Raw genomic sequence first — 25,524 nt, 5'->3', positions numbered from 1 at the left:
GATGTGCATCGACTCAACTTTCCGGCGGAAACGACCCATGACCACACGCGGACCCCAGGGCGCAGCAACGACACCGATCCACGCGGCGCCTGCGCCGCACATCCCGCGCGGTGGGCGCTTTCGCATGGCGCCGGTGGCGCGTGCGATTGCCATCGTGGTGGTCGCCAACGGTGCGCTCGCCGATGCCCAGGCGCAGCGGGCATTCAGCGGCGCGTGGTTCGCCGGCAAGAATGCGGCGCAAAGCACCGCAACGGCCACGGGCCGCCTGCCCAACGGCATGCCGGCATCGATGCTGACCGACCCGCAGGCACAGCGCAAAGCCGACGAGCAGTTGCAGCGCTCCATCGGCAACCTGAACCTGGCCGCGCGTTCCATTGCCGCGCAGCAGGCCGCGCAGGCCGCCGCGCGCGACGCCGCAACGAACGCCGGCTCGGACATTCCCGACGGCCTGGCCGACGGCGGCCTGAAGGTCGACACCAACAGCCTCACCGCCGGCTGGCTCAATGCCCGCGCACCGGTGCAGACGGTGGCCGGCGGCCGCACCGTGGTGGGCATCGAGCAGACCGACGAGAAGGCGATCCTGAACTGGGAGCGCTTCAACGTCGGCCAGAACACCACCGTGCGCTTCGACCAGAAGGGCGGCGCCAAGCCCGACGGCACCAACGCATGGATCGCGCTGAACCGCATCAACGACCCGAGCGGCAAGCCGAGCCGGATCGCGGGGCAGATCCAGGCCGACGGCGCGGTGTACCTGGTCAACCGCAACGGCATCGTGTTCGGCGGCGGCAGCCAGGTGAACACGCGCACGCTGGTCGCCTCCAGCCTGGCGCTGTCGGACAAGCAGTTCAACCTGGGCATCAACAACCCGCAGGTGCTTGCCAACCAGGGCAACGACTTCGCCATTCCGCAGTTCGGCGAATTCACATCCATGCGGCCCGAGATCTATGGCGACTCGGGCTTCAAGCCCGGCAGCGGCGGCACGCCCGACCGCATGGGCGGCGTGGACCGCTTCGATCCCGGCGCCGCGCCGGGCGCGGTCACGGTCGAAGCCGGCGCGCGCCTTGCGGCGGCCGCGGGCGGCAAGGTCATGCTGTTCGCGCCCAAGGTGCGCAATGCGGGGCACATCGCCGCGCCCGACGGCCAGGTCATCCTCGCGGCCGGCGAGAACGTCTTCTTGAAGACCGCGTCCGTGCAGGACCCGAACGCGCCGCGCGGCCTCGATGTGGCCGCCTCGGCGGTGCCCGGCTGGGCTTTCGGCGGCGGGCAGATCCTGGGCGCACTGGGGCTGGCGCAGGTCTATTCCGACGCGCACTTCGTCTTCGGCCTGCGCGACGTGGTGCTGCCCGAGATGGCCGCACGCGCCAAGTCTGTCGGCTACGAGGTGGTCAACAGCGGCACGGTGCAGGCCGACCGCGGCAACATCACGCTGCAGGCGCAGGACGTGCGGCAGTCGGGTGTGCTGGCCTCGACCAGCGCACTGAACAACCGCAACGGCTCGATCCTGCTGCGCGCCTGGGGGCAGGGCTCCCACATGTACGCGGACGGCGTGAACGACCTGATCAACTGGTCGGCCGGCACGCTGACCCTCGGCGCGGGCAGTATCGCGCAGGTCTTGCCCGACGCCTCCGACACCAGCGAGATCGAGGCCTCCGCGCTCGCCACGCGCTACCAGCCCGGCCGCGTGAGCCTCTTCGGGCAGCTGATCGACGTGCAGGCCAACGCCGGCGTGCTGGTGCCGGCGGGAACGATCAGGGCCGACTCGGCGGCCAATCCGATCTTCACGCTGCTCCCGTATCTCAAGCCGGGCAGCCGCGGCGACGCGAGCCGCATCTACCTGGACAGCGACGCCTTCCTGAGCGTGGCCGGCCTGCAGGACATGCGCGTGGACATGTCGCGCAACTTCATCGAGGCCGAGCTGCGCATCAACGAACTGCGTGATTCGCCGCTGCTGCTCGACTCGTGGCTGCGCGGAAAGAAGGTGATCGTCGACCGCCGCATGGCCGGCGTGTTCCGCGACGGCCCGATGACGGGCGTGCAATGGGTGCTCGGCCCCGACGGCACGACCTACATTCCCGGCGCCTGGACCGGCACGCCGCTGGCCGACGTGACGGGCTGGGTCGGCGTGGGCAAGACCGACCTGCGCGAGCTGTCGGCCGACGCGGGCAGCATCGAGCTGCGCGCGGGCGGCGCGGTGATCACGCGCGCGGGATCGATGCTCGACGTGTCGGGCGGATCGGTGCGCTACACCGACGGCATGAATACCGCGACCAAGCTCATGGGCGCCGACGGCCGCGTGCACACGATGGACCGGGCCATGCCCGAGACCGACTACATCGGCATCGCGGGCGAGTTCACGAACGCGCATGCGCGCTGGGGCGTGAAGAACACCTGGCGCACGCCGCTCATCGGCGCCAACCACAAGGAGGCCGGCTACACCGAAGGGCGCAAGGCCGGCAGCGTGAGTATCCTCGCGGGCGACGCGATGGTGCTCGAGGGCGACATGCTCGGCGGCGTGGTGGTGGGCGACCGCCAGGCGCAGAAACCGGCCGCCAACCAGGGCGGCCGGCTCGAGCTGGGCGAGAACACGCCCGACGGCCGGCCGTGGTCGCCGGGCACCATCATCGTCACACACGACCCGAAGCGCCTCGCGCCCGGCTTCGACGCGAAGGCCACGCTCGGCGAAGACTTCTACCTGCCGCTCGTGCCCGACGAACCGAAGTCGCCCAAGCTGACCTTCCTGTCGGACCGCATGCTCAGCGACTCGGGCATGGGCACGATCGTGCTCAACAACATCAACGGCGACTTCGAACTCGCCGAGGGTGCCGCGCTCGACCTGTCGCCGGGCGCATCGCTCTTCGTGGCCGGCACCGAAGGCTCGACGAACGACATCCGCATCCATGGGCCAATCCGCGCCGCGGGCGGGCGGATTTCGCTCACCTCGGTCAACGGCATGCTCGAAGTGGGCGAGCACGGCCGGATCGATGCCAGCGGCCAATGGATCAACGCCTGGCGGGACGGCGCACCGCGCGGCGCCTGGGCGGTGGACGGCGGCGCGATCACGCTGAACGTCGGAGAGATCTCGGCCCACCGCGACGCCGTGTTCGACGTCTCGGGCGGCGGGCGCGCCGACCTCGGCAAGAAGGGCCTGCCCTCGCTGCGCGTCGGCGATGCGGGTTCGATCGCGCTGACCGGCGTGACGCCCGAGCTCGACCTGGGTGCGCTGAACCTGCGCGCCCATGCGGCCGGCGCGGCGGGCAGCCTGTCGATCGAGACCGCCTCGGCGGTGCAGATCGGCGGTGCATTGAACAGCGCACCGACCGACCCATCCACCGGTGACGATGCGGCAGCCGCCGTCACCCTGCTGCCGGCCACGCTCTTCGGCGAGCGCGGCTTCGGACGGGTCACCATCGCCGCGCGCGGCGAAGGCCACGGCATCGAGGTGCCCGAAGGCGTCACGGTCTCGCAGCAGGCCACGAACATCGACCTGAGCGGCTTCGCCTGGCGCGACCTGCCGAGCGGCCGGATGCTGGCCGACGTGGCGCCGCTGGGCGTGCTGCGGCCCGAAGAGCGTGCGGCGCGCACGCCCGCATCGCTGTCGCTCGGCACCGAGAACGGCCCGATCCGGGTGGCGCGCGGCGCAACGGTGCGCCCCGACACCGGCGGCGCCCTGGCACTGGAGGCCGGTGGCGAGCTGGGCGCGTTGACCGTCGCTGGCCGGCTCGACGCACCGGCAGGGCGCATCGTGCTGTCGGGCGCGGAGCTCACGCTCGAGGCCGGCGGAGAACTGCTGGCGCGCGGCGCGGCGCTGATCCACGCCGACAGCACCGGCCGCCGCGTGGGCGAGGTGCGCGACGGCGGCACGGTGGAGATCCGGGCGGGCGAGCTCACGCTCGAGAAGGACGCGCTGATCGACGTCTCGGGCGCGACCGGCACCATCGACGGCGTGCCCGACACCGGCACCAGCGGCACGCGGCTGCCGCGCAGCGTGCCGCCGATCACGCTCGACAGCAACGGCGGTCTGATCCAGATCACCGGCAAGGGCCTGGTCGAAAGCACGATGCGCGGCGCGGCGGGCGGCCCCGGTGGTGTCGGCGGCCGCATCCGCGTGAACATGATGGCGGCCTCGGGCCCGAACGGCTCGCCGCTGGAGCAGCTGGAGCGCTCGCTGCCGGACCCGGACTGCTACGGCTTCTTCGTCGACGGCAACTGCAGCGACTGGAAGCAGGGCCTGGACTTCGACTGGGCGCCCGGCCTGCGCAGCTGGGGCTACGACATCGCCGGCCCGATGGTGCTGCCGTCCACGCTGCTCGCGCACCTGGCGGACAAGAAGGAACTGGTGCTGTCCGACGGCCTGGCAGCGCCGGGCGTGCCCGGCCCGCTCGACCCGGCGGCGTTCGGCCTCTCGGCCCAGACGCTGGACAGCTTTCGCGACACGCTGTTCGGGGGCGAGCTGCTGCGCGACGCGCTCCAGCAGCCGGGCCAGCAGTTCGCGCTCACGCTGCGTCCGCAGGCGTTCAGGGACGGCGGCTTCGCCGACCTCGCGCTGGTGACTGCCCCGCAAGGCGCCATCCGCCTCGACAACGCGCACCTCGCGCTGGGCCGCTCGATCTCGCTGCAGGGGCCGATCGTCGGGCATGCGGCCTCGTCGTCGTCGCTGCGCGCGCCGCACATCCTGCTGGCGACCACGCCCGATACCGCGGCCGTGCCCGCACCGCAAGCGCCCGGCGCGACGGGCCAGCTGAGCGTCGCCGGCGCGCTGATCGACATCGCCTCGCCCGACGACCCGAGCGGATTCCAGTCGGGTGCCGTCCGCATCACCGGCTTCGGCCGCACGGTGCTCGAGGCCGGCGAGATCCGCCTGGGCGGCGCGCTGCCCGCGCAGTTCGGCGAGGAGACGCGGCTCCAGGTCAACCTGGACGTGGACGGCCAGCTGCAGCTCAACGCCGGCCAGATTTACCCGGCGACCGCCATGACCGGCATCATCCGCGCCGGCGATTCGATCACCGTCGAGCGCCTCGGCGATGCGGGCGGCGCACCGCTCTCGGCCGGCGGCAGCCTGCGCCTCGAAGCGCCGGTGATCGCGCAGAACGGCGTGCTGCGCGCACCGTTCGGCCAGATCGAGCTGGCGGCGGGCGAGCGCCTCGCGCTGGGTGCGGGCAGCCTCACCTCGGTGTCGGGTGCCGGCCTGGCCGTGCCCTACGGCACGCTGTCCAACAACGAGCACTGGCAAGACCCGTCGAAGCCCGTGGACCCGGCCAATCCTTCGAGCGGCTCGCTGGTGGCGCCGCCCGAAAAGCGCATCACGCTGAAGTCGCCCGACGTGGCGCTGGCGCCGGGCGCGGTGGTCGACATCGCCGGCGGCGGCGAGCTGCATGCCTCGGAGTTCGTGCCCGGTCCCGGCGGCTCGCACGACGTGCTGAACGTGCCCGGCATGTACGCGATCCTGCCCGGACAGGCGGGCGCGGCGCCGGCCGGTGGCGCACCGGCCGGCCAGCGCGTCTGGCTGGCCGGCGGGCCGGGCCTGGCAGCGGGTTGGTACAACCTGCTGCCCGCGCGCTTCGCGCTGCTGCCCGGCGCCTTCGCGGTGCAGGCCACGGGCAAGGCATGGGGCGGCGCGCCCGCGCCCGCCACCCGCGCGCCGGACGGCAGCCTGGTCATGCAGGGCCGCGCCGGCAACGCCTACGGCGGCAGCCAGGACGCGCAGGCCACGGCCTGGCGCGTGATGCCCGGCGGCACGCTGCGCCGCTACACCGAATACAACGAGGCCACGGCCAACGACTTCTTCTCGTCCGAGGCCTTCAAGCTCACGCAATATCGCCTGACGGGCCAGGACGTGGTCACGCCGCGGCTGCCGCGCGACGGCGGCGCGGTCGTTTTCGACGCGGGCCGTCGGCTCGTGCTCGACGGCACGCTGCGCTCGGCCCCCGAGGCGGGCGGGCGCGGCGGGCTGGTGGACATCGCGGGCAAGAAGATCGCCATCGTCGGCCGCGGGCAGGACGGCACCGACCTGCAGGCCGACGGCTACCTTGTCATCGATTCGGCGAGCCTGTCGAACTTCGGCGCCGGCAGCCTGCTGGTGGGCGGCAAGCGCCAGGGCAATGCGCTCGGCCTCGAACTGGACGTGACCGCGACCGACATCGTGGTGCGCAACGACGAGGGCTCCGAACTGTTCGGCCCCGAAGTCATCCTGGCGGCCAGCGAGCAGGTGGCCATCGATGCAGGCAGCCGCGTCAGCGCACGAGGCCGCGGCACCGGCGGCACCGGCAGCCTGGTCGTCAAGCCCCAGGTCGCGGCGGTCTACACCGACCCCGACGGGCAGCCAGACGACAACAACGACGGCGTGATCGACGCCAGGGACGCCGTCGACGATGTGCTCACGACGCCGGCCCGTGACTGGGGCGCGCTGGTGCGCGTGGCGACCGGCGACGCGGTCAAGGTCATCCGCGAGGGCGTGGACACCGCGCGCGGTGGGCTGGTCACCATCGGCGCGGGCGCCGTGGTCGACGGCGGTAACGCCTTGCTGATCGACGCCACGCGCACCACCGAACTGGCCGCCTCGGCGCAGATCGCAGGCGCCGACTTGTCGGTGGCGGCGGGCCGCATCGGCTTCGGCGGCGGCACCGAGGGCATGGTGCTCGACAGCGGCGCGCTCGCGCAGCTGTCGCGCTCGACGCGGCTGACGCTGCGCAGCTACTCGGACTTCGACTTCTACGGCTCACTCGACCTGGGCGCGGCCGGCCTGAAAGCGCTGACGCTCGACGGCGCCGCATTCGTCGGCCGCGGCGCGGGCGACGTGGTGATCCGGGGCGAGGGCATCGCGCTCGCCAACAGCGGTGGCGGTGCCACGGCCGGGGGCGGCACCGGCGCAGGCGGCTTCACATTGGACGCGGCCACGCTGGTGCTGGGCGCCGGACAGAAGAGCTTCTCGGGCTTCGGCAGCGTGACGCTCACGGGCCGCGAAGGCATCGTCGGCGAGGGCGCGGGCGGCATCGACACCGGCGCCGCACCGCTCACGCTCAACACGCCGCTGCTCACCGGCCGCGGCGGCGCGGTGCAGACCATTGCCACCGGCGGCGCGCTGCAGGTGCTCGCATCCCCGGGGAGCGCGTCTCCATCGGTCGGCCTGCAGGACAGCCTGGGCCTGCGCCTCGGCCTCACCGGCCGCAGCATCGTCTTCGGCGGCCGGGCCGTGGCGCTGGGCGGCAACATCGACATGACCGCGACCGGTGGCAGCCTGGTCGTGGCCGACGGCGCGCTGATCGACGTGGGCGGCTTCGCGAAGCAGTTCTTCGACGTGAGCGAATACGCCGACGCGGGCCGCATCAACCTGTCGGCGATGGGCGGCGACGTGCGGCTCGACGCGGGCGGGCAACTGAACCTGGCGGCGCACCCGGGCGGCGGCGACGCCGGCACCCTGAGCCTCGCCGCGTCGGGCGGCGGAACGGTCGTGCTCGACGGACGGATCGCGGCGCAGGCCGGTGCCAATGGGGGCCGGGCCGGTAGCTTCGCGCTCGACATCGAGGCGCTGCCCGACTTCGCCGGCTTCAGCCAGCGGCTGAACGAGGCCGGCTTCAACCGGTCGCGCCAGTTCCGCATCCGCCAGGGCGACGTGGTGCTGGGCGGGTTGACCACGGTCGAGGACTTCGGCCTGACGGCCGACCGCGGCAGCATCGACATTGCCGGCACGGTGGATGCGCGCTCGGCCTATGGCGGCGCCATCCGCATCACCGGCGGCAACGGCGTGGCGATGCAGGCCGGCGCACGGCTTCTGGCCGGCGCCACCGGCAGCCTGGGCAACGGCCGCGTCACGCTCGAAGCGGCGGGCGGGCAGCTCGACCTGCAGGGCGGCCTGATCGACGTGGCCGGCAACGAAGGCGGCAAGGTGCGCTTGCGGGCGCAGCAGAACGCTGCGCACGACGACCTCGCCGTCGCCGCGCTGCGTGCCACCGTGGCCGGCGCACGCTCGGCGGTGCTCGAAGGCGTGAGCGTCTACGACGTGGAGGACTACGACGGCGCCACGGTCGACTCGGTCAAGGCCGACGCGATCGCGGATGCCGGCCGCTTCCGTGCCGCATCGGCCGCGGTAGCCGCGCGCCTGGGCACCGGCCTCGCCGTGATGCCGGGCATCGAGATCCGCAGTGCCGGCGACCTGGCGCTGAACGGCGACTGGAACCTCTACAGCGATTTCGCCGGCGCGCGTGAAGGCACGCTGACCCTGCGCGCGGGCGGCAACCTGGCCATCCACGGCCACCTGAGCGACGGCTTCGATGCCGCGGACCGCAGCGGCCTGCTGCAGGCCGGCGCGTCGTGGAACCTGCGGCTGGTGGCGGGCGGCGAACTCGGCTCGGCCGACGCGCTGGCGCTCAAGCCGCTGGCGGCGCAGGCCGCGGGCAAGGGATCGATCGTGGTTGGCACGGCCAACACGGCGGTGCCGTCCGAGGGCGAGCCGGCGCCCGACAACGGCGCGGGCAAGCAGGTCCGCACCGGCACCGGCGACCTCGACGTGCGCGCGGGCCGCGACCTCGTGCTGGCGCACAAGGAATCGGTGGTCTACACCGCCGGACGCCGCGACACCACCGCGTGGAGCGACTTCACCACCGCCAACCCGAACGCGCGCTACGGCGTCGAGGGCGGCAACCTCGCCATAGGCGCGCAGGGCAGCATCGAGGCCGCGCCGTCGGACCAGCATTTCACCGAGTGGCTCAACCGCCAGGGCAACCTCAACGAAGAGCGCTACTTCGGCGTCTACACCAACAACGAGTACGGCGTGCTGCCCGACGGCAGCTACGGCCTGATCCAGCATGCGCCGGAGCAATCGAGCTGGTGGGTCAACCATGGGCAGTTCCAGCAGGGCGTGGGCGCGCTGGGCGGCGGCAACGTCAGCGTCGATGCGGGCGGCGACCTGCGCAACCTGCTGGTCGCGCTGCCGACCCACATGCGCATGCGCGGCGGCCGCTCCGCGAGCGAAGCGATGGCGATGGAAGTACGCAACGGCGGTGCCATGACGGTGACTGCCGGCGGCGCGATCCGCGGCGGCCAGTACTACGTGGCGCGCGGTGCGGGCGACATCCGCGCCGGCGAGACGGCGGTCGGCCGGACCGTGGTGCTGACCCGCGACGACAGCAACGGCGGCACCACCACCACCGACTACACCGTGGCGCCGGTGCTCGCGCTCGGCGACGCCACGCTGAGCCTGCGCACCGCGGGCGACCTGCGCCTGCAGTCGGTGATCGACCCGCTGCTCGTGACCTACGGCGAAGGCCTGCGCAACGACGGCCAGCTGCTGAACTACGGCGCCTACATGAGCGGCTACACCGACCGCAGCGCGCTCAAGCTGGTGTCGACCGGCGGCGACATCACCTTCGTGAACCGCGCGACCTTCATCTTCCGCGACCTGCGGCTCAACCCTTTCGACACCGATACGCTCGTCGGCTTCGGCGGCAACCGGTATCCGGCGCGGCTCTCGGCGGCCGCCCTGAACGGCGGCCTCAGCATCGAAGGGCCGCTGCACGTGCTGCCGGGCACCACGAACGACGTCACCCTGGTGGCGAAGAACGACATCCGCTTCGACCGCGGCCAGCTCGCCATGGCCTACGCCACGCCCGCGATGATGCCGTCCGGCTTTCTGCCGGGGGGCTCGAACTCGCCGTTCAACCAGGTCGACCTGGACCGCCTGCTCGAGAACATGATCAACTGGCCGGGCGCCTCCTACATCCGGGACCCGTACCTGGGCGAAGTCGGGAACCCCGACGTGCTGCCGCTCGCCAACGACTTCGAGCCCAGCCGCATCTATGCCTCGCAGGGCTCGATCATCGGGCTGGACCTGAGGGCCAACGAGCAGACCTGGGTGCGCGCGGGCACCGACATCCGCGGCGTTCGCGTGGCGGGGCGCAACCTGCGCGCCTCCGACGTCACGCTGCTGGAGGCGGGCAACGACATCCTCGCGGTGGAGCGCGTGGCGGCGCTCAACACCGACAGCCAGATCGGCCAGGGCCTGACCGGCAACATCGAGATGCAGGGCCCCGGCACGCTGGTGCTGGCCGCCGGCCGCGACCTGTACGCCGACAACCTGCAGGTCCAGACGCTGGGCAACCAGCGCTACGACGCGAACAACCGCGCGATGCCCGACACGCAGGTCAACGGCCTGCCCGAGCAGGGCGCCGCGATCACCGCGATGGCCGGGCTGAACAGTGCGGTCGGCTACGACGCGATGGCCCGCGCCTACCTCGACCCGGCGGCCGTCGCCTCGATGCCCGACTACCTGAAGACCCGCACCGAAGACGGCACGGTGCTGCCGCTGCACCTGGTCGACCAGCTCGAAGTGCGCGCGGGCGGCCAGGAGAAGACCGTGCGGCGCGGCCTCGTGTCGTACATGAAGACCATGACCGGCGAGACGCTCGCGCCGCTGGACGCGTGGGCGCGCTTCCAGCAATTGCCGCAGCTCGCGCAGCAGCAGTTTCTGCGGCAGGTCTACCTGCTCGAACTGCGCGAAGCGGGGCGCGACCAGAACGAGCCGGGCACTGGCGGCCTGCCGCGCAACGGCGGCTACAACCGCGGCCATGCAGCCATCAAGACGCTGTTCCCGGGCGACAGCTGGAAGGGCGACGTGGCGGCGAACACCCTGATGCTGCGCACCCAGGCCGGCGGCGACATCAACGTGCTCACGCCCGGCGGCGGCCTGCAGGTGGCCGCGCTCGGCGCCACGGTGCCGGCCGGCTACGGCCTGGTCACGCTGGCTTCGGGGCACATCGACATCTTCGCGCGGGACGACGTCACCGTGAACCAGTCGCGCATCCTGTCGTTCGTGCCCGAGGTGACGCAGGAGGGCAGCGACCAGATCATCTGGTCCACCATCGGCGACATCGATGCGGGCCGCGGCTCGAAGACGCTGCGCGTGCCCTCGGCACCCGAAGTGGCGACCGACCTCGACGGCACGACCGTGGTCCGCGAGAAATCGGACATGAGCGGCAGCGGCATCGGCACCGTGGGCGACGGCGACGTGGACCTGGTCGCGCCGGGCGGCACGGTGAACGCGGGCGATGCGGGCCTGCGCGTGGCGGGCAACCTCAACATCGCGGCGCTGCAGGTGCTCAACGCAGACAACATCCAGGTCAAGGGCGAGACCAAGGGCCTGCCGGTGATCGCGGCGGTGAACATCGGCGCGCTCACCAATGCGAGCGCTGCGGCAGCGCAAGCCACGGCCGCGGCGCAGGACGTGGTGCAGCGCGAACGCGCGGCCGCGCGCCAGGCGCTGCCCTCGGTCTTCACGGTGCGCGTGCTCGGCTTCGGCAACGAGCCGGCATCCGGCGGCGCCGACGCCTCGCCGCCTGCGCGCGGGCTGCCAGCGGGTGCATCGGCCAGCAACTACGACGCGCGCAGCCCGGTGCAGGTGGTGGGCATGGGCCCGAACATCGACCCCGCGCACTGGGCCGAGCTGAGCAGCGACGAGCTTCGCCGCCTGCGGCAGGACCGCTGAGAGGTTCACGCCATGGCATCGATTGCCCTTTGCGAACTGCAGCAGCCATCGCCCGCGGCCGACGAAGCGGCCAACGAGCCGCTCGACGAGGCGCAGCGCCGCCTTGCGCTGCGGGCGTTTCTTGCGGCCAACTACGACGCGCTGCGGCGCAGGCTGGTCCACCACCTGGGCTGCGCCGACATGGCGAGCGAATGCCTGCACGATGCCTGGCTGCGGCTGGGCCACCTGGAGGTGCGATCGCCGGTGCAGAACCCCAGCGCCTACGTCTACCGCATGGCCTGCAATGCGGCCATGGACCGCATGCGCAGCAACCGCTCGTGGCAGTACACGAGCGCGGACGCCGACGGCGAGATCGAGCACCTGGCCGACGACACGCCCGGCCCCGAGCGCATCGCCGAGGCCCGCTCCGACCTCGCGGCCGTGCAGCGCGCCATCGACCGCCTGCCGCGCCGCCATCGCTCGGTGCTGGTCGCGCTGCGCATCGACGAGATGACCCGCGACGAGGTCGCCAGCCGGTACGCGCTGTCGCTGCGTGGCGTGGACACCGCGCTGCGCCAGGCGCTCGACTACTGCGCCGGCAACGCCGGTCAACAGGCGCTCGCAGGCGTCAGCGCGGCAAGGCGCGCGCTGCGCCCAGGGCGCGGATTTTCATGAAGTTTTGGTGACAAACCGCAGTCCGGTGCGGCGCGGACCGTCTCCTTGAGAGTCCGCGCAACCGCGTGCGCCGCAGGTGCGGCGCGCGTTGCGTCGGGCTTCCTTCCTGAAAGACCGCGATGACTGCTGCTGCTTCGACACCTGCGCCCCCACGGGGCCGCCTGCGCCGCGCGCTGGGCTGGCTCGGCCTGGGTCTCGCCAGCGCCGCCGTGGCAGCGCAGACCCAGCCGCAGCAGCAGCAGCAGCAGGTGCCGCAACACTGGGTGAGCTACGCCACGCGTGCAAGCAGCCAGCTGCAGTCGTCGCTCAGCGACCCGGACGACGACACCGTGGTGCGCCTGCACACCGCGATGCAGTCGCGCATGCGCGAGGCGGGCCGTGCCGTGCCGCCCGCACCGTTCGCGGTGCGCGTCTGGGTGGGGTCGACCGGCCGCATCGACCGCGTGGCCTTCGACCCGCTCGGCGATGCACAGGCCGACACCGACCTGCGCGCGGTGCTCACGGCGAAGCCCTTGGCCGAACCGCCGCCGCGCGACATGCGTCAGCCCATGGTGCTGCAGCTCACGCTGCGGCTCGTGTCGCACACCTGAGGCGAGGCCAAGGGCCCGGCCGGGCTCAGCGGCCGTTCATCAGCGGCCGTTCATCAGCGGCGAAGACGGCACCACGGGCGGCGGGCGCTGCGGATGGACCGACGTGCCGAAGGTGTTGCCCATGCGGTGGCCTGTCGCTGCGCGGTTGAACAGCCCGAGCTGGTTGGACGGGCGCTGCACGATCGCTTCGGAGCCCATCCCGGGAGGTGCATCGCCGGTGCCGCGCTGCGGCGCTGCAGGACTCAGCTTCTGCGTGAGGCAGGCGTAGGAGGGCGTGCGCTCGCCGTTGACCACGACCTCGACGCAGCTGTCGGGGTCGGTGTTGCTGGCGGGTGCCTGTGCTGCTGCGCCGGCGCAGAGGCCGCACAGCGCGAGGGCCGGGAAAAAGCCCTGCAGGAATTCCATGCGCATGGGCGCCTCCATTGAACGGAACCCTGCAGTGTGCGCTGGGTGCAAGTCAGGAGAAAGACGGCCGCGCGCCCCTTGTTCGTAGCGTCCGGCGAACACGCCCGCGAAGGTCCGCGCACCAGAGATGACTTCCGGCACTTCCGCGTGCCGGGTGCTTCGTTAACATGTTTAGCAATGCGACCCGAAACGACCCTGTCTTCCCTTGCGGCCCCGCACGCCGACACCTTTTCACCGCTGGCACGACCGCGCGCGATCCTGGTCGTCGACGACCACGATCTGGTTCGCCTGGGCGTGCGTGCGCTGGTGCAGTCGCAGGCCACCGATCCGGCGTCGGCCACCGAGGTCTTCGAGGCCGACACCCTGGCCAACGCGCTGTCCCTCTATGCGGCTGCGGAGGACGCGATCGGGCTCGTGCTGCTCGACCTCGCCTTGCCCGACACGCAAGGCCTCGAGGGCCTCATCGCGTTTCGCACGCGCTTTCCCTCGGCTCGCATCGTCGTGCTCTCCGGTACCGTCGACACGACGCAGTCGCGCGGCGCGCTGGACCACGGCGCGGTCGCCTTCCTGCCCAAATCGGCCGACCTCAACGAGGTCGTGAGCTTCATCCGCGCCTGCGGCCTGCTCGACGTGCAGAGCGCCGCCATCGGGCTGGCGGCGGCAGCGGGGCCGGTGTCGCCCACGCCGCCGGCCGAACGGACCGAGGCCCTGGAGCAACTCTCGCCGCGGCAGCTCGAGGTGCTGCAATGGCTGCTCGAAGGCAAGGCCAACCGCGAGATCGCGCAGCTCGCCCATCTGAGCGAAGGCACGGTGAAGAACCATGTCTCGACCTTGCTGCTGCTGTTCGGCGTGCGTTCGCGGGCGCAACTGATCAGCCAGCTGCGCTGAGGCCGCTGCCCGTGGGCAAGCCCCTCCCCGCCCGCAGTGCGGGCAACGCCGGCGACGACGCGCTCGACCAGCGCGTGCTGCGCGAGCACGTCGCTTCGGTCTACTACATCTACAACGCCACGCTGATTTCCAGGGTCGTGTTCATCCTGGTGCTCGGCGGCTTCCTGTACCTGCAGCTGCGCGATCCCGCGGTGATCGCCTTCGTCGGCCTGCACCTCGCGCTGTACGGCTACCTGGCGCTCGCACCGCGCTGGACGCCGGCGGCGCCGGCCGCCGACAGCCCGCAATGGGTGCGGCGCATCACGGTCACGGTCACGCTCATGGGCCTGGCCGACGCCGTGGCACCCTGGCTCTTCGTGCCCGCGGGCAACATCGCCGTGACCGCGGTGCTGATGGTGGTGATGCTCGGAAACTGCGCGCGCGCCGTGCAGTCGCTGCGACCGCTCACGGCCGCGATGTACGGCCACACGCTGCCGATGCTGGTTGGGCTCATCGGCGCACTGATCGTGCACGGCGGCGGGGTGCACTGGTTCCTTGCCGCCTTCGCCACGATCAACCTCGCGCTGATGCTGCGTGTCGGTGTGCGGGAGCACCGGCAGCTGACCGACGCGCTGCTGCTGCGCTTCGAGAACGAGGCACTGGCCGCGCGCCTGAGCGAACAGGTCGCGGCCACCGAGCGCGCGAGCGCCGAGAAGACGCGCTTTCTCACCACCGCCAGCCACGACCTGCGCCAGCCGCTGCACGCCGTCGCTCTGTTCGGCGCCGCCCTCGAGAGTGCGCTCCAGAACCGGCCCGAGGGGCGCAACGCCGAGCGCCTGATGCGCGCGGTCAACGCGCTGGGCAAGTCGCTCGACACCATGCTCGACGTGTCGCGCCTCGACGCCGGCGTGGTCACGCCCGCATTCCAGCCCGTGCAGATCGATGCATTGCTGCTGTCGCTCAACCATGTGTTCTCGGCGCAGGCCGAGCAGAAGAACCTGCAGTTGCGCTTGCGCGCCAGCGGCCTCTGGGTGCACAGCGATCCGCAGCTGCTGGCGCGCATGCTGTCGAACCTGATCGACAACGCCATCAAGTACACCCAGCGCGGTGGCGTCGCGGTGACGGCGCGCGCGTTCGGCCGCACGGTGCGCATCGACGTGCTGGACACCGGCGCGGGCATCGCACCCGACCAGCGCGACCGGATCTTCGAGGAGTTCTACCAGGTCGGCAACACGGGCCGGGACCGTGCGCGCGGCCTGGGCATCGGCCTGTCGATCGTGCAGCGCCTGTCGCGCCTGCTCGGTCATCCGGTCGAACTGCATTCGCGGCCAGGGCGCGGCAGCCGATTCCGCATCTCGCTGCCGCTGGCCGAAGCCCGCGCCCGTGTCGCGCTGGCCGCGCGTCCGGCCGGTCGCCTGCCCCGGCGCGTGCTGCTGATCGACGACGAGGCCGACATCCGCGAAGCCATGACCGTGCTGCTGCGCGCCTGGTCCATCGAGGTGGTGGCGGTCTGCGACGAACAGGCCGCCGTGGCCGCACTCAGCCGCGCCCAGGTGCCTTCGCAGCAGGTCGACTTGTTGATCTGCGACTACCGCCTTCCCGAAGGCGTCAACGGGCTCGACGTCGGCCTTCGCCTGCACCGGCGCTTCGGCATCGAACGGCCCCTGCTGCTCATCACCGGCGAGACCGCGCCAGAGCCCTTGCGGCATGCGCGCGAAGCGGGCGTCCCGATGCTGTTCAAACCGGTCAACGTCGCGGCGCTGCGGCGCGCGCTCACCGCCGAAACATGACTTTCGGCACTGTCAAATCCAGCGCGCACCGCTTAACTTTCGGGCCCGCCCGGCAAGGGCATTTCTCTCCTGAAAGTTCTCCATGAAAAGCAGTCTGTGGATCGCGGCGACCGCCGTCGTTTTGAGCGCATGCGGTGGCGGCGGTGGTGGTGGCAACGGCATCGGACTGATGCCTGTCCCGGCCCCAGCCCCTGCGCCGGCGCCAGCCCCCGCACCGGCCCCCGCGCCAGCACCGGCGCCCGCTCCGGCCACGCAAACCATCAGCTACCAGGCCCTGCCGGCCAGCCCGTCTTTCCTCTCGCAGCTGAGCGCCGAAGGTGCCAACGGCTGGAACTACGTCAGCGGCATCATCTACACCACCGGCACGACGACCTACGACCTCTCCGTGTTGTTCGCCAAGAGCCACACCACGACCTACAGCTTCGAACTTCCGCCCAACGCGGGCACGGCCGCCGAACTGCAGCAGCAGCTCGACGCGCAGGGGGCGCGCGGCTTCAGCTATGCCGGCCCCGACACGCGGGGCGCCATCTACCGCAAGGACAACGGCAGCAGCTCGACCTACAGCTACCGCGTGCTGCCCGAACCGGCCGGCAACACCATCGCCGGACTGCTGGCGCAGGACAAGGCGCAGGGCGCAGAGGGCTACTACCACCTCGGCAGCTCGCTGATCGTCGGCAGCGAAACGGTGCGCATCTTCCAGAAAGACTCGCAGAGCACCGCTAGGTACGACGTCGAAGTGCTGCCCAGCGCCACGACCGATGCCGAATTCATGGCACAGCTCGAAGCCCAGGGCGCGCGCGGCTTCCGCTTCAAGAGCGACTACATCTTCGGCAGCGAAGGCATGCGCGCCCTCTATGAAAAGGACACGACGCAATCCGCCACCTTCAGCTACGCCGCATTGACGAGCGCGGCGAACGCAAACGATCTGGTCGCGCAGGCCAACGCCCAGGGGGCGACCGGCGCGGTGCTGATCGGAGACCTGGGTCTGCCGAGCGGCGAGATCAAGACGCTCTATGTCACGCCGTCCGCCTGCAGCGGGCTGCTGTGCGGCGTGCGCAGCGCTTTCGGGTTCTGAGCTGCGCATTGCTTCGCGGCATCCTGCGCACCTGAAGCGCTTCACGCGAACCGCCAGCGGTGCTGGCGGGCCTGGCGATGCTCGCGCGAACTGCATCGTGGTGGTCGAGCGCGGCGCCGCCTGCATGAACGCGATGACGCGCGAGCGGGCGCTGATGCGGTCCGGTGAGATGCGCCAGGGTCCATCTTCAGGTCATCTCCAAGGTAGTCAAAGAAGCCGAAGCACGGAGACGCTATGGCGGAGTCAACCATTACTGCCAAGGGCGCTGAGCTGTTAAGAACTTAACCAGCCTTGAAGGCTCGCGTCGACACACTTGGGACACCTCAACTCGAAACAGGGTGTTCTCGTGGCCGTATACGTTGTTGCGCAACTGAAGTTCAAGGATCGGCCGGCCTACGACCGCTACCAATCAGCCTTCGGCAGTGTCTTTCGAGCGTTCGCAGGCCAGGTCCTCGCCGCCGACGAAAGTCCGAAGGTGGAGGAGGGGGACTGGACGGGCGACAAGGTCGTGGTCCTTTCGTTCCCCGATGAGCCGGCCTATCGCGCATGGGCGGAATCGCCGGCCTATCAAGCGATCGCGCGCGACCGCCGAACGGGCGCCGACTGCGTGGTTCTGCTGCTGAGGGGCGTTCGCACATGAGCCGGCGTGTCGTACAGGTGGGCAAACCTTGGGAGAGCGCTGTTCGGTTCTCCCTGGGCGTCGTGCATTCGGGACAGACCTTGCATACGGCGGGCGTGACGGCGCGCGATGCCGACGGGCAGGTCGTGGGGGAGGGCGACATCCGGGAACAGACCGCGCAGTGCTTTCGCAACCTCGGCGACATCCTCGATGCGGCAGGCGCGCGCTGGGAAGACGTGGTGAAGTACACGCTCTACACGACCGACATCGAGCGCTTCCACAACGAGACACTCGAGCTCAGAGCACCGTACTTCGCAGGCAGGCCGGCCGCCACGCTGCTGGAGGTGTCGCGGTTGATCGACCCGCGCATGCTGGTCGAGATAGAGGCGGTGGTGCATCTGCCGCAGCAGGCACCATGAGCGAGGCGCAAGTCGATGCGGGCGCGTTCCTGCGCCGCGAGACCGATGACCTGCTGTCGGCGTGCACGGGCTGCGCCCGGTGCGTCGAGGTGTGCCCGGTGGTGCCGCATGGTGCCGCATCAGGCGCTGATCCGCGCCAGGTGATCGGCGGTGTCCTGGACCTGTTGCGCGAAGGGCAGGCCCCGGAGGCGGCCTCGGCGGACTGGTTGCACGGCTGCAACGGATGCGGCGACTGTGTTCCCGCATGTCCTGAAGGCGTCAATCCCCGCCGCCTGCTGATGCTGGCCAGCATGCACGACGCCGCAAGGGAAAGCCGGACGCCGCAGCTGTTCAGGCGCATGGCACGCTCCATCAAGCTGATGATCGCCATGCAGCTGCTGCCCCCCGACTACGCACGCCTGTTCAAGCCGGTGCGTCCCCGCAAGTCGCAGATGGTCTTCTACACCGGCTGCAACGCGCTGCGCACGCCCAATCTGCTGTTCAACACCATGGCGGTCCTGGACGCCCTGGAGGTGGACTACGAAGTGGCCGGCGGTCCCTCGTCCTGCTGCGGCGTCATCGCCTCCAAATGGCAGGGCGAAGTGCAGGTGGGGGGACGTGTCACGGCGCACACGCTCAGCCGTTTCGGCGCATTCGAACCGGAAAAGGTTCTGAACTGGTGTCCGACCTGCGACCTTCATCTGAACGAAACCCTGCACGGCTTTGCGCCGCGCACGTACGACTTCGATCACGTGACGTCCTACTTCGTGTCGCGCGCCGACCGGCTGAAGGCGCTCTTCGTGCACCGGATACCGCGACGCGTGGTGCTGCATGCCCATCATGGCGTGCCCGAGGTCGGCCGCAACGTCGAGGCATTGTTGCGCGCGATCCCGGGGCTGGAGGTGGTCGAGACGGTGCTGGAGTCGTCCTACACCTGTGGCGGTTCCGGCTGCTCCAAGACGCCGACGCTGCAGGCAGAGGAGCACCAGCACCTCGTGGACCGCGTGAGGTTCCACAAGGCCGACGCGCTGGTCACGCTCTATCACGGCTGCCACATGGCCTTCATCGGCCTGGAGCGCACCGAAGCCTTCGAGGTGGTGAACTTCACCGAGCTTCTTGCCCAGGCATTGGGGCAGGCGCCGCACCCGGACCGGTTGAAGGCGCTGCGACACCTGGAGGACTGGAAAGCCATCGTGGAGGCATCGCAGCCATTGCTGCAGAAGAACGGGCTGTCCGTCGACAGCGAATGGCTGGAGCGCCACGGCGCGGAAATCTTTGCGGTCTCCGAATTCAAGGGCGGACTGGACTGCCTGGCCCACGAGGCGCCGCAGGGCGACCCGAAAAGCGCCGTCCATGCGCCCCATCCCGCCACAACCGAAGGTACCCCATGAAGAACTCGATCCGACTCATGCTCGCACTGGCCGCCACGGCCTGTGCCGTATTGCCCTTGCGCGCGCAGGAGACGTTCCCGTCCCGACCGGTGCGCATCTTGGTGCCGTTCACCGCTGGCGGGCCGACCGACGTTCTCGCCCGCATGCTGGGCGAACGCTTGTCCGAGAAGTGGAAGCAGCCCGTGGTGGTGGAGAACCGCGCAGGTGGAGGCTCCACCATCGGCACCAACCTGGTCGCCAAGGCGCCCCCGGACGGACACACCATCGGCATGGTGGTCATGGCCCATGTGGTGAATCCGGCCATCCGAAGCGACTTGCCCTACGACACGCTGGGGGACCTGGCCGGCCTGAGCCAGATCACCACCTCGGCATGCGTTCTGGTCGCCCATCCGTCGCTGCCGGCCAACAGCGTGGGCGAGCTGATCGCGCTTTCCAGGACCCGGCCCGACTCCCTGAGCTACGCCACGCCAGGCGCCGGTACGCTGAACCACATGTCCGGCGCATTGCTGAACGCGATGGCCGGCACCGACCTGCTGCATGTGCCGTATGGCGGCAGCGCGGCCGCCCATGCCGACGTGCTCAGCGGGCGGGTTCCCCTGATGTTCGATGTCTGGGCGCCTGTGAAGGAGTACGTCCGCGGGGGCAGGCTCAAGGTGCTTGGCATCACGCTGAAGGAGCGGATGGCCAGCGACCCCGCGTACCCTGCGATTGCAGAGACGGTGCCGGGCTTCGAAGTGGTGTCCGCTTTCGGCATGGTCACCTCGAGCAAGGTGCCGCGGCCGCTGATCGACAAGCTCGGTGCGGACATCGCGGCGGTCGTGAAAGAGCCGGCTTTCGCGGCGAGGGTGCGGGATTTCGGGATGGAGCCGGTGGGCAGCAGCCCTCAGGAATACGACCGGTTCATCCGCTCGGAGGTCTCTCGCTGGTCCCGGGTGGTACGGGAAAGCAACATCAAGGTTCAGTGAGCTCCGCATGACCGCAATCACCACTCAGCGCGTCACGTCCGTGCGCCACTGGAACGACACCCTGTTCAGCTTCACCACCACGCGTGCACCCGGACTGCGATTTCGCAATGGCCATTTCGTCATGGTGGGGCTGCCGGTAGCGGGAAGGCCGCTGATGCGCGCCTACAGCATCGCCAGTCCGAACCACGCGGAGGAACTCGAGTTCCTCAGCATCAAGGTGCGCGATGGCGCGTTGACCTCGCGGCTGCAGCACTTGAACGACGGCGACGAGGTGCTGGTGGGGAGCAAGGCGGTGGGGACGCTGGTGCTCGACGACCTGCGACCGGGCCGCAACGTCTACCTGCTGGCCACCGGCACGGGTCTGGCCCCGTTCATGAGCCTCGTGCGCGACCCCGAGATATACGAGCGGTTCGAGCGCGTGGTTCTGGTGCACGGCGTGCGGTACGTGAGCGAACTGGCGTACGCAGAAGAGCTGCAGTCGCGCCTGCCTGGCGACGAGTACCTGGGCGAGCATGTTTCACGCGGCCTCGTGTACTACCCGACCTGCACCCGAGAGCCATTCAAGGCGACGGGCCGCATACCGGCGCTGATTCGCAGCGGACAACTGTGCCGGGACCTGGGGCTGCCCCCGCTGTCGCCCGAGCGCGATCGGGTGATGGTGTGCGGAAACCCGTCTGCTTTGGCAGAAATCCGCGCCGAGCTGGACGCCCGTGGGTTCGAAGCGTCGCCCTGTACCGGCGAGATGGGCGACTACGTCTTCGAGCGGGCATTCGTCGACAAATGAGCTACGTCGTCACCGAGGCCTGCATCCGGTGCAAGTACACCGATTGCGTCGCGATCTGCCCTGTGGATGCGTTCCGTGAAGGGCGCAGCATGCTGGTCATCGATCCGGCGGTCTGCATCGACTGCGGCGTGTGTGAGCCCGAATGCCCTGCCGGGGCCATCGCGTTCGACATGGATGCCGCGCCACGCTGGCGCGATCTGAACCGGCGGCTCGCGGCCGAGTGGCCGGTGATCACGAGCCCCAGGCCTGCGCCACCGGACGCCGAGCGCTTCCGGGACGAAGCCGACAAGTTCGATCGGTATTTCGACGGGGCTGCGGCATAGTGAGCGGCAATGGAACAACAGCGGATCGACCCCAAGTGGAACCAGGCGCTGCACGGTCTGAGCCATGCAGAGGCGGAGGCCGTGCACGGCCTCATGCGTGCGCGCTCCTATGCGCCTCGCTCACTGATCTTCAGCCAGGGAGAACCCAGCGATACGCTGGTGGTGGTACGCAACGGGCGTGTGCGCCTGTTCATCATCTCGCCCGAGGGGGACGAGTTCACGTTCAGCATGCTCACGGGCGGCAGCATCCTCGGGTTGGCCGCAGCCGTGCTGCAGCGCCCCCGCATTCTGTCGGTGGAGGCGGCCGGGCCTGTGGATGTGTCCATTCTGTCCACCTTCGACTTTGCGGCCTGCCTGGAACGGATTCCCCGCTTCTCGCACAACATCACCCGCCTGCTGGCCCTGCTGGCGGTGGAGAACATCGAGCGCAGCGCGCCGCTGGTGCTCGATTCAGCCTCGCAACGGCTCGGGCGCATTCTCGTGGCCTTGGCCACCCGCACGCCGGGGGGCAAGCAGGCCGTGCACGATCTCACTCACGATGACCTCGGAAAGATGATCGGCGCGAGTCGGACCTGGGTGAGCCTGACGCTCGCGGACTTCGAACGCCGCGGTCTTGTGAACCGCCAGCCAGGTTGCATCGCGATCCTGGACCCTGCCGGATTGACGCGCTGAGCGCGCCCGAGGCGCTTGCACAACCCATGGAGGCAACTGAATGAAATTCGCGACCTACCGCGACGGCTCGCGCGACGGGCAATTGGTGCTGGTAACCAAACGGCTGGACAGGGCAGTGTTCGTCGCAGACATTGCACAGACGCTGCAAGGCGCGCTGGACCGCTGGATGGCGGTCGAACAGGATCTGAAGCTGCGGGCCTCACAGCTGGAAGCCGGACGACTGGCGGGGGCATTCCCGTTCCAGGCATCCATGTGCATGGCGCCGCTGCCGCGCGCCTACCAATGGGCAGACGGCTCAGCCTATCTGCATCACGTCGAATTGGTACGCAAGGCCCGGGGTGCGGCCATGCCGCCCGAACTCTACAGCGACCCCCTCATGTACCAGGGGGCCAGCGACGGCTTTCTCGGACCCAACGAGGACATGGCGTTCGACAGCGCTTCATGGGGCATCGACTTCGAAGCCGAATTGGCGCTGGTGCTGGGAGACCTGCGCGCGGGCGCAACGACCGAAGAGGCATCCAGCGCGGCGCGACTTGCGGTCCTCGTCAACGACGTCTCGTTGCGCGAGCTGATCCCCGCCGAACTGGCAAAAGGTTTCGGCTTCGTTCGCAGCAAGCCGGCATCGGCGTTCGCGCCCGTGGCGGTAACGCTCGATGAATTCAGCACCGCGTGGGATGGGCAGCGCCTGCACCTGAATCTGGCTGTCTGGCGCAACGGGGAACAGGTGGGGAGTCTCCGCAGCGGCGACGATATGCATTTTTCGTTCGCTGAACTCGCCGCGCACCTTTGTTGCACGCGCACCGTCTGCGCCGGCACATTGCTGGGCGCCGGTACCGTCTCCAACCGCCGAGCCGACGCGGGATATGGCTGCATCGCGGAGCAGCGGATGCGCGAGGTGCTGGAGGGAGGAGAGCCTGTCACTCCCTATCTGCGGGATGGCGAGACCGTGCGGATCGAAGCCTTCGACGCAAGCGGCCATACCGTCTTCGGCGCGATTCAGCAAAGGGTCGCAGCACCCCGATAAGGGGTGGTGCCAGAGAACGGTCAACGCTGCCGAAGTTGGCCGCTGTCGCGCGCCTGGGCATAGCCGAGGAAAGCTCGCAACTGGGGAGGTCGCACCGGCTTGATGATCACGGGCAGATCTGCCGCGCGCGCCGTCATCAAATTGACGCTGGCGACGTCGCCGGTGATGATCACCGCGGGCAGCCCGGGGTCCTCGAGTGCTGTGCGCAGGGCTTCGATGGCATCGATGCCACTCGCCTGCAGGCCAAGCCGCAGATCCACCACCAGTGCGTTCGGACGAAAGCCCGTTTCCAGCAAGCCCAGCGCGCCCGCCATGTCGCTCGCAGCGCGGACCTCGGTGCCCCAGGAAGCCAGCAGCCCTTGCAGCGCCTGCCGCGAACTCTGGTCGTCATCGACCACCAGCACGCGCGCCGCCAACGCAGTGCTCGATGACGCGGCGAGCCGCTCGGCATCGTCCGGCCGGCCGCCTTCGGCGACGTCGGCCATCGGCACCTGCACTTCGAAGACGCTGCCTTGCCCCTGCAGGGACCGCACGGTCACGCCCAGGCCGAGCAGTTCGCTCAAGCGCTTGACGGTCGCGAGGCCGAGGCCGTAGCCCAGGCGGCGGTCGCGCGCGGGGTTATCGATTTGATAGAACTCGTCGAAGATGTGCGGCAGGTGCTCGGGCGCGATGCCGATCCCTGTGTCCTCGATGGCCAGGCGCAACCGGCCGTTGCCACCGGAATGGCTCCCGATGATCCGCACCGTGCCGCTGCGCGTGTAGCGGATGGCGTTCGCCAGCAGGTTGGTGATCACGCGCGTGAGCAGGGCGGGGTCGCTGCGGACCATGGCGGGGTCGATGGCCATCTCGAACTTCAGCCCCTTGGCTGCGGCCACCGCCTGGTGGGGCCGACAGCAATTGCGCAGCAGGTCGTCGATGGCGAATAGCGCCCATTGCGGGCTGATCGACTCGGCATCGGCCCGCGTGATGTCCAGCAGGTCGTCCACCACCTCGGTCATGCCGTCGGCACAGGCCACGAGCTGCTCCGAAAGCGCTTGCACCTGGGGCTGCGTGCTGACGGTGTGCAGGGTCTGCGCGAGCAGTGCCATCGCGTTGAGCGGCTGGCGAAGGTCGTGGTTGGCCGAGGCGAAAAAGCGCATGCGCGCCGCAACGGCTTCTTCGGCGGTCTGGCGGGCCGAGCGGCTGCGCTCGTTTTCGGCGCTCAGCGCAATCACCAGTTCCGCATTGCGCCGGCGCTGCGCCTGGATCTCGTGCAGCGCGCGAGACAGCTCCCTGGAACTCAGCAGGGTGTAGACGCCGATCAGCGTCACGATCAGCGCCATGGCCAGGTGGTAGTTGCCGCCAAACCAGATGTCGCGCAGCACCAGGGGGCCGAGGATGAGGCCCACGTAGACGATGGCCGACCGTTCCATCGTCGAGAGCCGGATTGCCCCGCCGAGCGAGACGGTGACCATCGCGATGTGAAGGATGGCCTCGGCCTGCGGTGGTCCGTCTTTTTGCAGCAGGACGCACAGGACACCCCATGACAAGGCCAGGCTCTGGCTGCTGGCCATGATGGGTAGCGCCATTGCCGCGAGGTTGGATCGAAGGCCGGGCCGCAGCACCCAGGCCACCCAGATGCCGGCCCGCACGGCCACGAGAAAGCAGTAGACGGCGAACCACGCCTGCACGCGCGCGCCGTCCGCGCCTGTCGCGTACTCGCGGTAGCAAAGGTAGCCGCCGAGCGCGGCCAGCATCCACACCCAGGGCGTGGTGCGGATCATCTGCTCGACCTGCTGGAGCTGGAGGTCCGAGAAGCGCAGGCGCGCGGCGATGACGCCGCGCACACCGGGCACGCTCGGCGCTTTCAGCGGGGCTGCCGCTGGAGCCGAAGGTTTCATCGCGGCTCCAGCAGCAGCCCCGCGCGCCGCGCCTGGACCAGAAGGTGGGTGCGATTGCGCGCATCCATCGTGTCGAGCAGTGCCGTGATGTGGAGCTTGACCGTGCGCTCCGCGATCGCCAGTTCGGCGGCGATCTGCTTGTTCTGGCGGCCTTGCGCCACCAGCAGCAGCACTTCGAGCTGGCGCGGAGTGAGGCTCGCGACCGGCAGGCCGGTGCGCGAGGGCAGCACATCGAAAGACTCGCCACCGGCAGCCACCTCGTCCAGCGCCGCCGCGATCTGCGCCACCGACCGCGATTTGCCGATGAAGCCGGCTGCGCCCGCGGCGCGTGCGCGTGCGGCAAGTGCCGGCTCCTCGTCGCCCGAGATCATCAGGCGCGACACGAGGGGATGCCGAGCGCCGAAAAGGCGCAAGCCTTCGAGCCCGTCCTCGCCGCCCAGGCGGTAGTCGATCAGCACGATGTCGGGGGCGCATTGCGAGGCACGCTCCACACCCTCGCCCAGCGAGAGCGCGGTCTGCACCTCGAAGTCGGGACGGGCGTGCGTCAGCGCATGCGCAAAGCCGACACCGAACAGCGGGTGATCGTCGACAAGCAGGAGTTTCATGGTGCC

Annotated in this window: 17 protein-coding genes and 1 pseudogene; 15 read left to right on the top strand and 3 right to left on the bottom strand. The window is 70.0% G+C overall.

The window, feature by feature from the left end:
* Positions 1 to 37: 37 nt before the first annotated feature.
* From AC3A6R_RS15165 to AC3A6R_RS15155, 3 genes are all read left to right on the top strand, one after another.
* Positions 38 to 11,476 (top strand): filamentous haemagglutinin family protein, encoded by an 11,439-nt coding sequence (locus tag AC3A6R_RS15165; RefSeq protein WP_487864765.1) that lies wholly within the window; start codon positions 38 to 40, stop codon positions 11,474 to 11,476.
* 12 nt (positions 11,477 to 11,488) lie between these two features.
* Positions 11,489 to 12,130, top strand: a complete 642-nt coding sequence (locus tag AC3A6R_RS15160; protein WP_487864764.1) for an RNA polymerase sigma factor — start codon at positions 11,489 to 11,491, stop codon at positions 12,128 to 12,130.
* Between the two features lie 119 nt (positions 12,131 to 12,249).
* Entirely contained in the window at positions 12,250 to 12,720 is a 471-nt protein-coding gene (locus AC3A6R_RS15155) for a YbaB/EbfC family DNA-binding protein (protein ID WP_487864763.1), read from the top strand.
* A 39-nt stretch (positions 12,721 to 12,759) separates the two neighbouring features.
* Here the strand turns inward: AC3A6R_RS15155 and AC3A6R_RS15150 are convergent, their stop codons facing one another.
* Positions 12,760 to 13,131 carry a hypothetical protein gene (locus tag AC3A6R_RS15150; protein WP_487860447.1) on the bottom strand — a complete coding sequence of 124 codons (372 nt, stop codon included), beginning with the start codon at positions 13,129 to 13,131 and terminating at the stop codon, positions 12,760 to 12,762.
* Positions 13,132 to 13,302: 171 nt separating this feature from the next.
* Here AC3A6R_RS15150 and AC3A6R_RS15145 point away from each other — a divergent pair, with 171 nt between their 5' ends.
* The 12 genes and pseudogenes from AC3A6R_RS15145 to AC3A6R_RS15090 all read left to right on the top strand — a co-directional run bounded on the left by AC3A6R_RS15145 (position 13,303) and on the right by AC3A6R_RS15090 (position 23,033).
* Positions 13,303 to 14,013 (top strand): response regulator transcription factor, encoded by a 711-nt coding sequence (locus tag AC3A6R_RS15145; RefSeq protein ID WP_487864762.1) that lies wholly within the window; start codon positions 13,303 to 13,305, stop codon positions 14,011 to 14,013.
* Positions 14,014 to 14,024: 11 nt separating this feature from the next.
* A complete protein-coding gene (locus AC3A6R_RS15140) occupies positions 14,025 to 15,782 on the top strand; it encodes an ATP-binding response regulator (protein WP_487864761.1) in 1,758 nt (585 codons plus the stop codon).
* Between the two features lie 82 nt (positions 15,783 to 15,864).
* Entirely contained in the window at positions 15,865 to 16,857 is a 993-nt protein-coding gene (locus AC3A6R_RS15135; protein WP_487864760.1) for a hypothetical protein, read from the top strand.
* Between the two features lie 82 nt (positions 16,858 to 16,939).
* Positions 16,940 to 17,059: pseudogene (locus tag AC3A6R_RS15130) on the top strand (peptidoglycan-binding protein); the annotation flags it as partial.
* Positions 17,060 to 17,170: 111 nt separating this feature from the next.
* Positions 17,171 to 17,497 (top strand): DUF1330 domain-containing protein, encoded by a 327-nt coding sequence (locus tag AC3A6R_RS15125; RefSeq protein WP_487864759.1) that lies wholly within the window; start codon positions 17,171 to 17,173, stop codon positions 17,495 to 17,497.
* Complete coding sequence (locus AC3A6R_RS15120; RefSeq protein WP_487860452.1) at positions 17,494 to 17,895, top strand: RidA family protein; 402 nt, start codon at positions 17,494 to 17,496, stop codon at positions 17,893 to 17,895. Before AC3A6R_RS15125 ends, AC3A6R_RS15120 begins: the two co-directional genes overlap by 4 nt.
* Positions 17,892 to 19,265: a (Fe-S)-binding protein gene (locus tag AC3A6R_RS15115; protein WP_487864758.1), complete on the top strand. Its 1,374-nt coding sequence runs from the start codon at positions 17,892 to 17,894 to the stop codon at positions 19,263 to 19,265. The genes AC3A6R_RS15120 and AC3A6R_RS15115 overlap by 4 nt, the downstream gene beginning before the upstream one ends.
* Positions 19,262 to 20,230 (top strand): tripartite tricarboxylate transporter substrate binding protein, encoded by a 969-nt coding sequence (locus AC3A6R_RS15110; RefSeq protein ID WP_487864757.1) that lies wholly within the window; start codon positions 19,262 to 19,264, stop codon positions 20,228 to 20,230. Before AC3A6R_RS15115 ends, AC3A6R_RS15110 begins: the two co-directional genes overlap by 4 nt.
* Before the next feature lie 7 nt (positions 20,231 to 20,237).
* Complete coding sequence (locus AC3A6R_RS15105) at positions 20,238 to 21,014, top strand: ferredoxin--NADP reductase (protein WP_487864756.1); 777 nt, start codon at positions 20,238 to 20,240, stop codon at positions 21,012 to 21,014.
* The gene (gene fdxA / locus AC3A6R_RS15100) at positions 21,011 to 21,337 is read left to right on the top strand and encodes a ferredoxin FdxA (RefSeq protein ID WP_487860456.1); all 327 of its coding nucleotides are present in this window, start codon (positions 21,011 to 21,013) and stop codon (positions 21,335 to 21,337) included. Before AC3A6R_RS15105 ends, fdxA begins: the two co-directional genes overlap by 4 nt.
* Before the next feature lie 9 nt (positions 21,338 to 21,346).
* Entirely contained in the window at positions 21,347 to 22,009 is a 663-nt protein-coding gene (locus AC3A6R_RS15095; RefSeq protein ID WP_487864755.1) for a Crp/Fnr family transcriptional regulator, read from the top strand.
* A gap of 40 nt (positions 22,010 to 22,049) precedes the next feature.
* Positions 22,050 to 23,033, top strand: a complete 984-nt coding sequence (locus AC3A6R_RS15090) for a fumarylacetoacetate hydrolase family protein (protein ID WP_487864754.1) — start codon at positions 22,050 to 22,052, stop codon at positions 23,031 to 23,033.
* 20 nt (positions 23,034 to 23,053) lie between these two features.
* Here AC3A6R_RS15090 and AC3A6R_RS15085 read toward each other — a convergent pair whose 3' ends face one another.
* On the bottom strand, positions 23,054 to 24,913 hold the full coding sequence (locus tag AC3A6R_RS15085; protein WP_487864753.1) for an ATP-binding response regulator: 1,860 nt from the start codon (positions 24,911 to 24,913) through the stop codon (positions 23,054 to 23,056).
* Entirely contained in the window at positions 24,910 to 25,518 is a 609-nt protein-coding gene (locus AC3A6R_RS15080; protein ID WP_487860460.1) for a response regulator transcription factor, read from the bottom strand. Before AC3A6R_RS15080 ends, AC3A6R_RS15085 begins: the two co-directional genes overlap by 4 nt.
* Positions 25,519 to 25,524 lie beyond the last annotated feature (6 nt).

Source organism: Variovorax sp. Soil_C_19 (assembly GCF_057657255.1).
This window is presented reverse-complemented; position numbering and strand designations above follow the sequence as displayed.

What these genes read in the sequence shown, in the direction of transcription:
- AC3A6R_RS15115 (WP_487864758.1), top strand. Translation starts at nt 17,892, where the DNA reads ATGAGCGAGGCGCAAGTCGATGCGGGCGCGTTCCTGCGCCGCGAGACC.
- AC3A6R_RS15165 (WP_487864765.1), top strand. Translation starts at nt 38, where the DNA reads ATGACCACACGCGGACCCCAGGGCGCAGCAACGACACCGATCCACGCG.
- AC3A6R_RS15135 (WP_487864760.1), top strand. Translation starts at nt 15,865, where the DNA reads ATGAAAAGCAGTCTGTGGATCGCGGCGACCGCCGTCGTTTTGAGCGCA.
- AC3A6R_RS15120 (WP_487860452.1), top strand. Translation starts at nt 17,494, where the DNA reads ATGAGCCGGCGTGTCGTACAGGTGGGCAAACCTTGGGAGAGCGCTGTT.
- AC3A6R_RS15080 (WP_487860460.1), bottom strand. Translation starts at nt 25,518, where the DNA reads ATGAAACTCCTGCTTGTCGACGATCACCCGCTGTTCGGTGTCGGCTTT.
- AC3A6R_RS15085 (WP_487864753.1), bottom strand. Translation starts at nt 24,913, where the DNA reads ATGAAACCTTCGGCTCCAGCGGCAGCCCCGCTGAAAGCGCCGAGCGTG.
- AC3A6R_RS15150 (WP_487860447.1), bottom strand. Translation starts at nt 13,131, where the DNA reads ATGCGCATGGAATTCCTGCAGGGCTTTTTCCCGGCCCTCGCGCTGTGC.
- AC3A6R_RS15110 (WP_487864757.1), top strand. Translation starts at nt 19,262, where the DNA reads ATGAAGAACTCGATCCGACTCATGCTCGCACTGGCCGCCACGGCCTGT.
- AC3A6R_RS15160 (WP_487864764.1), top strand. Translation starts at nt 11,489, where the DNA reads ATGGCATCGATTGCCCTTTGCGAACTGCAGCAGCCATCGCCCGCGGCC.
- AC3A6R_RS15090 (WP_487864754.1), top strand. Translation starts at nt 22,050, where the DNA reads ATGAAATTCGCGACCTACCGCGACGGCTCGCGCGACGGGCAATTGGTG.
- AC3A6R_RS15105 (WP_487864756.1), top strand. Translation starts at nt 20,238, where the DNA reads ATGACCGCAATCACCACTCAGCGCGTCACGTCCGTGCGCCACTGGAAC.
- fdxA (WP_487860456.1), top strand. Translation starts at nt 21,011, where the DNA reads ATGAGCTACGTCGTCACCGAGGCCTGCATCCGGTGCAAGTACACCGAT.
- AC3A6R_RS15095 (WP_487864755.1), top strand. Translation starts at nt 21,347, where the DNA reads ATGGAACAACAGCGGATCGACCCCAAGTGGAACCAGGCGCTGCACGGT.
- AC3A6R_RS15145 (WP_487864762.1), top strand. Translation starts at nt 13,303, where the DNA reads ATGCGACCCGAAACGACCCTGTCTTCCCTTGCGGCCCCGCACGCCGAC.
- AC3A6R_RS15155 (WP_487864763.1), top strand. Translation starts at nt 12,250, where the DNA reads ATGACTGCTGCTGCTTCGACACCTGCGCCCCCACGGGGCCGCCTGCGC.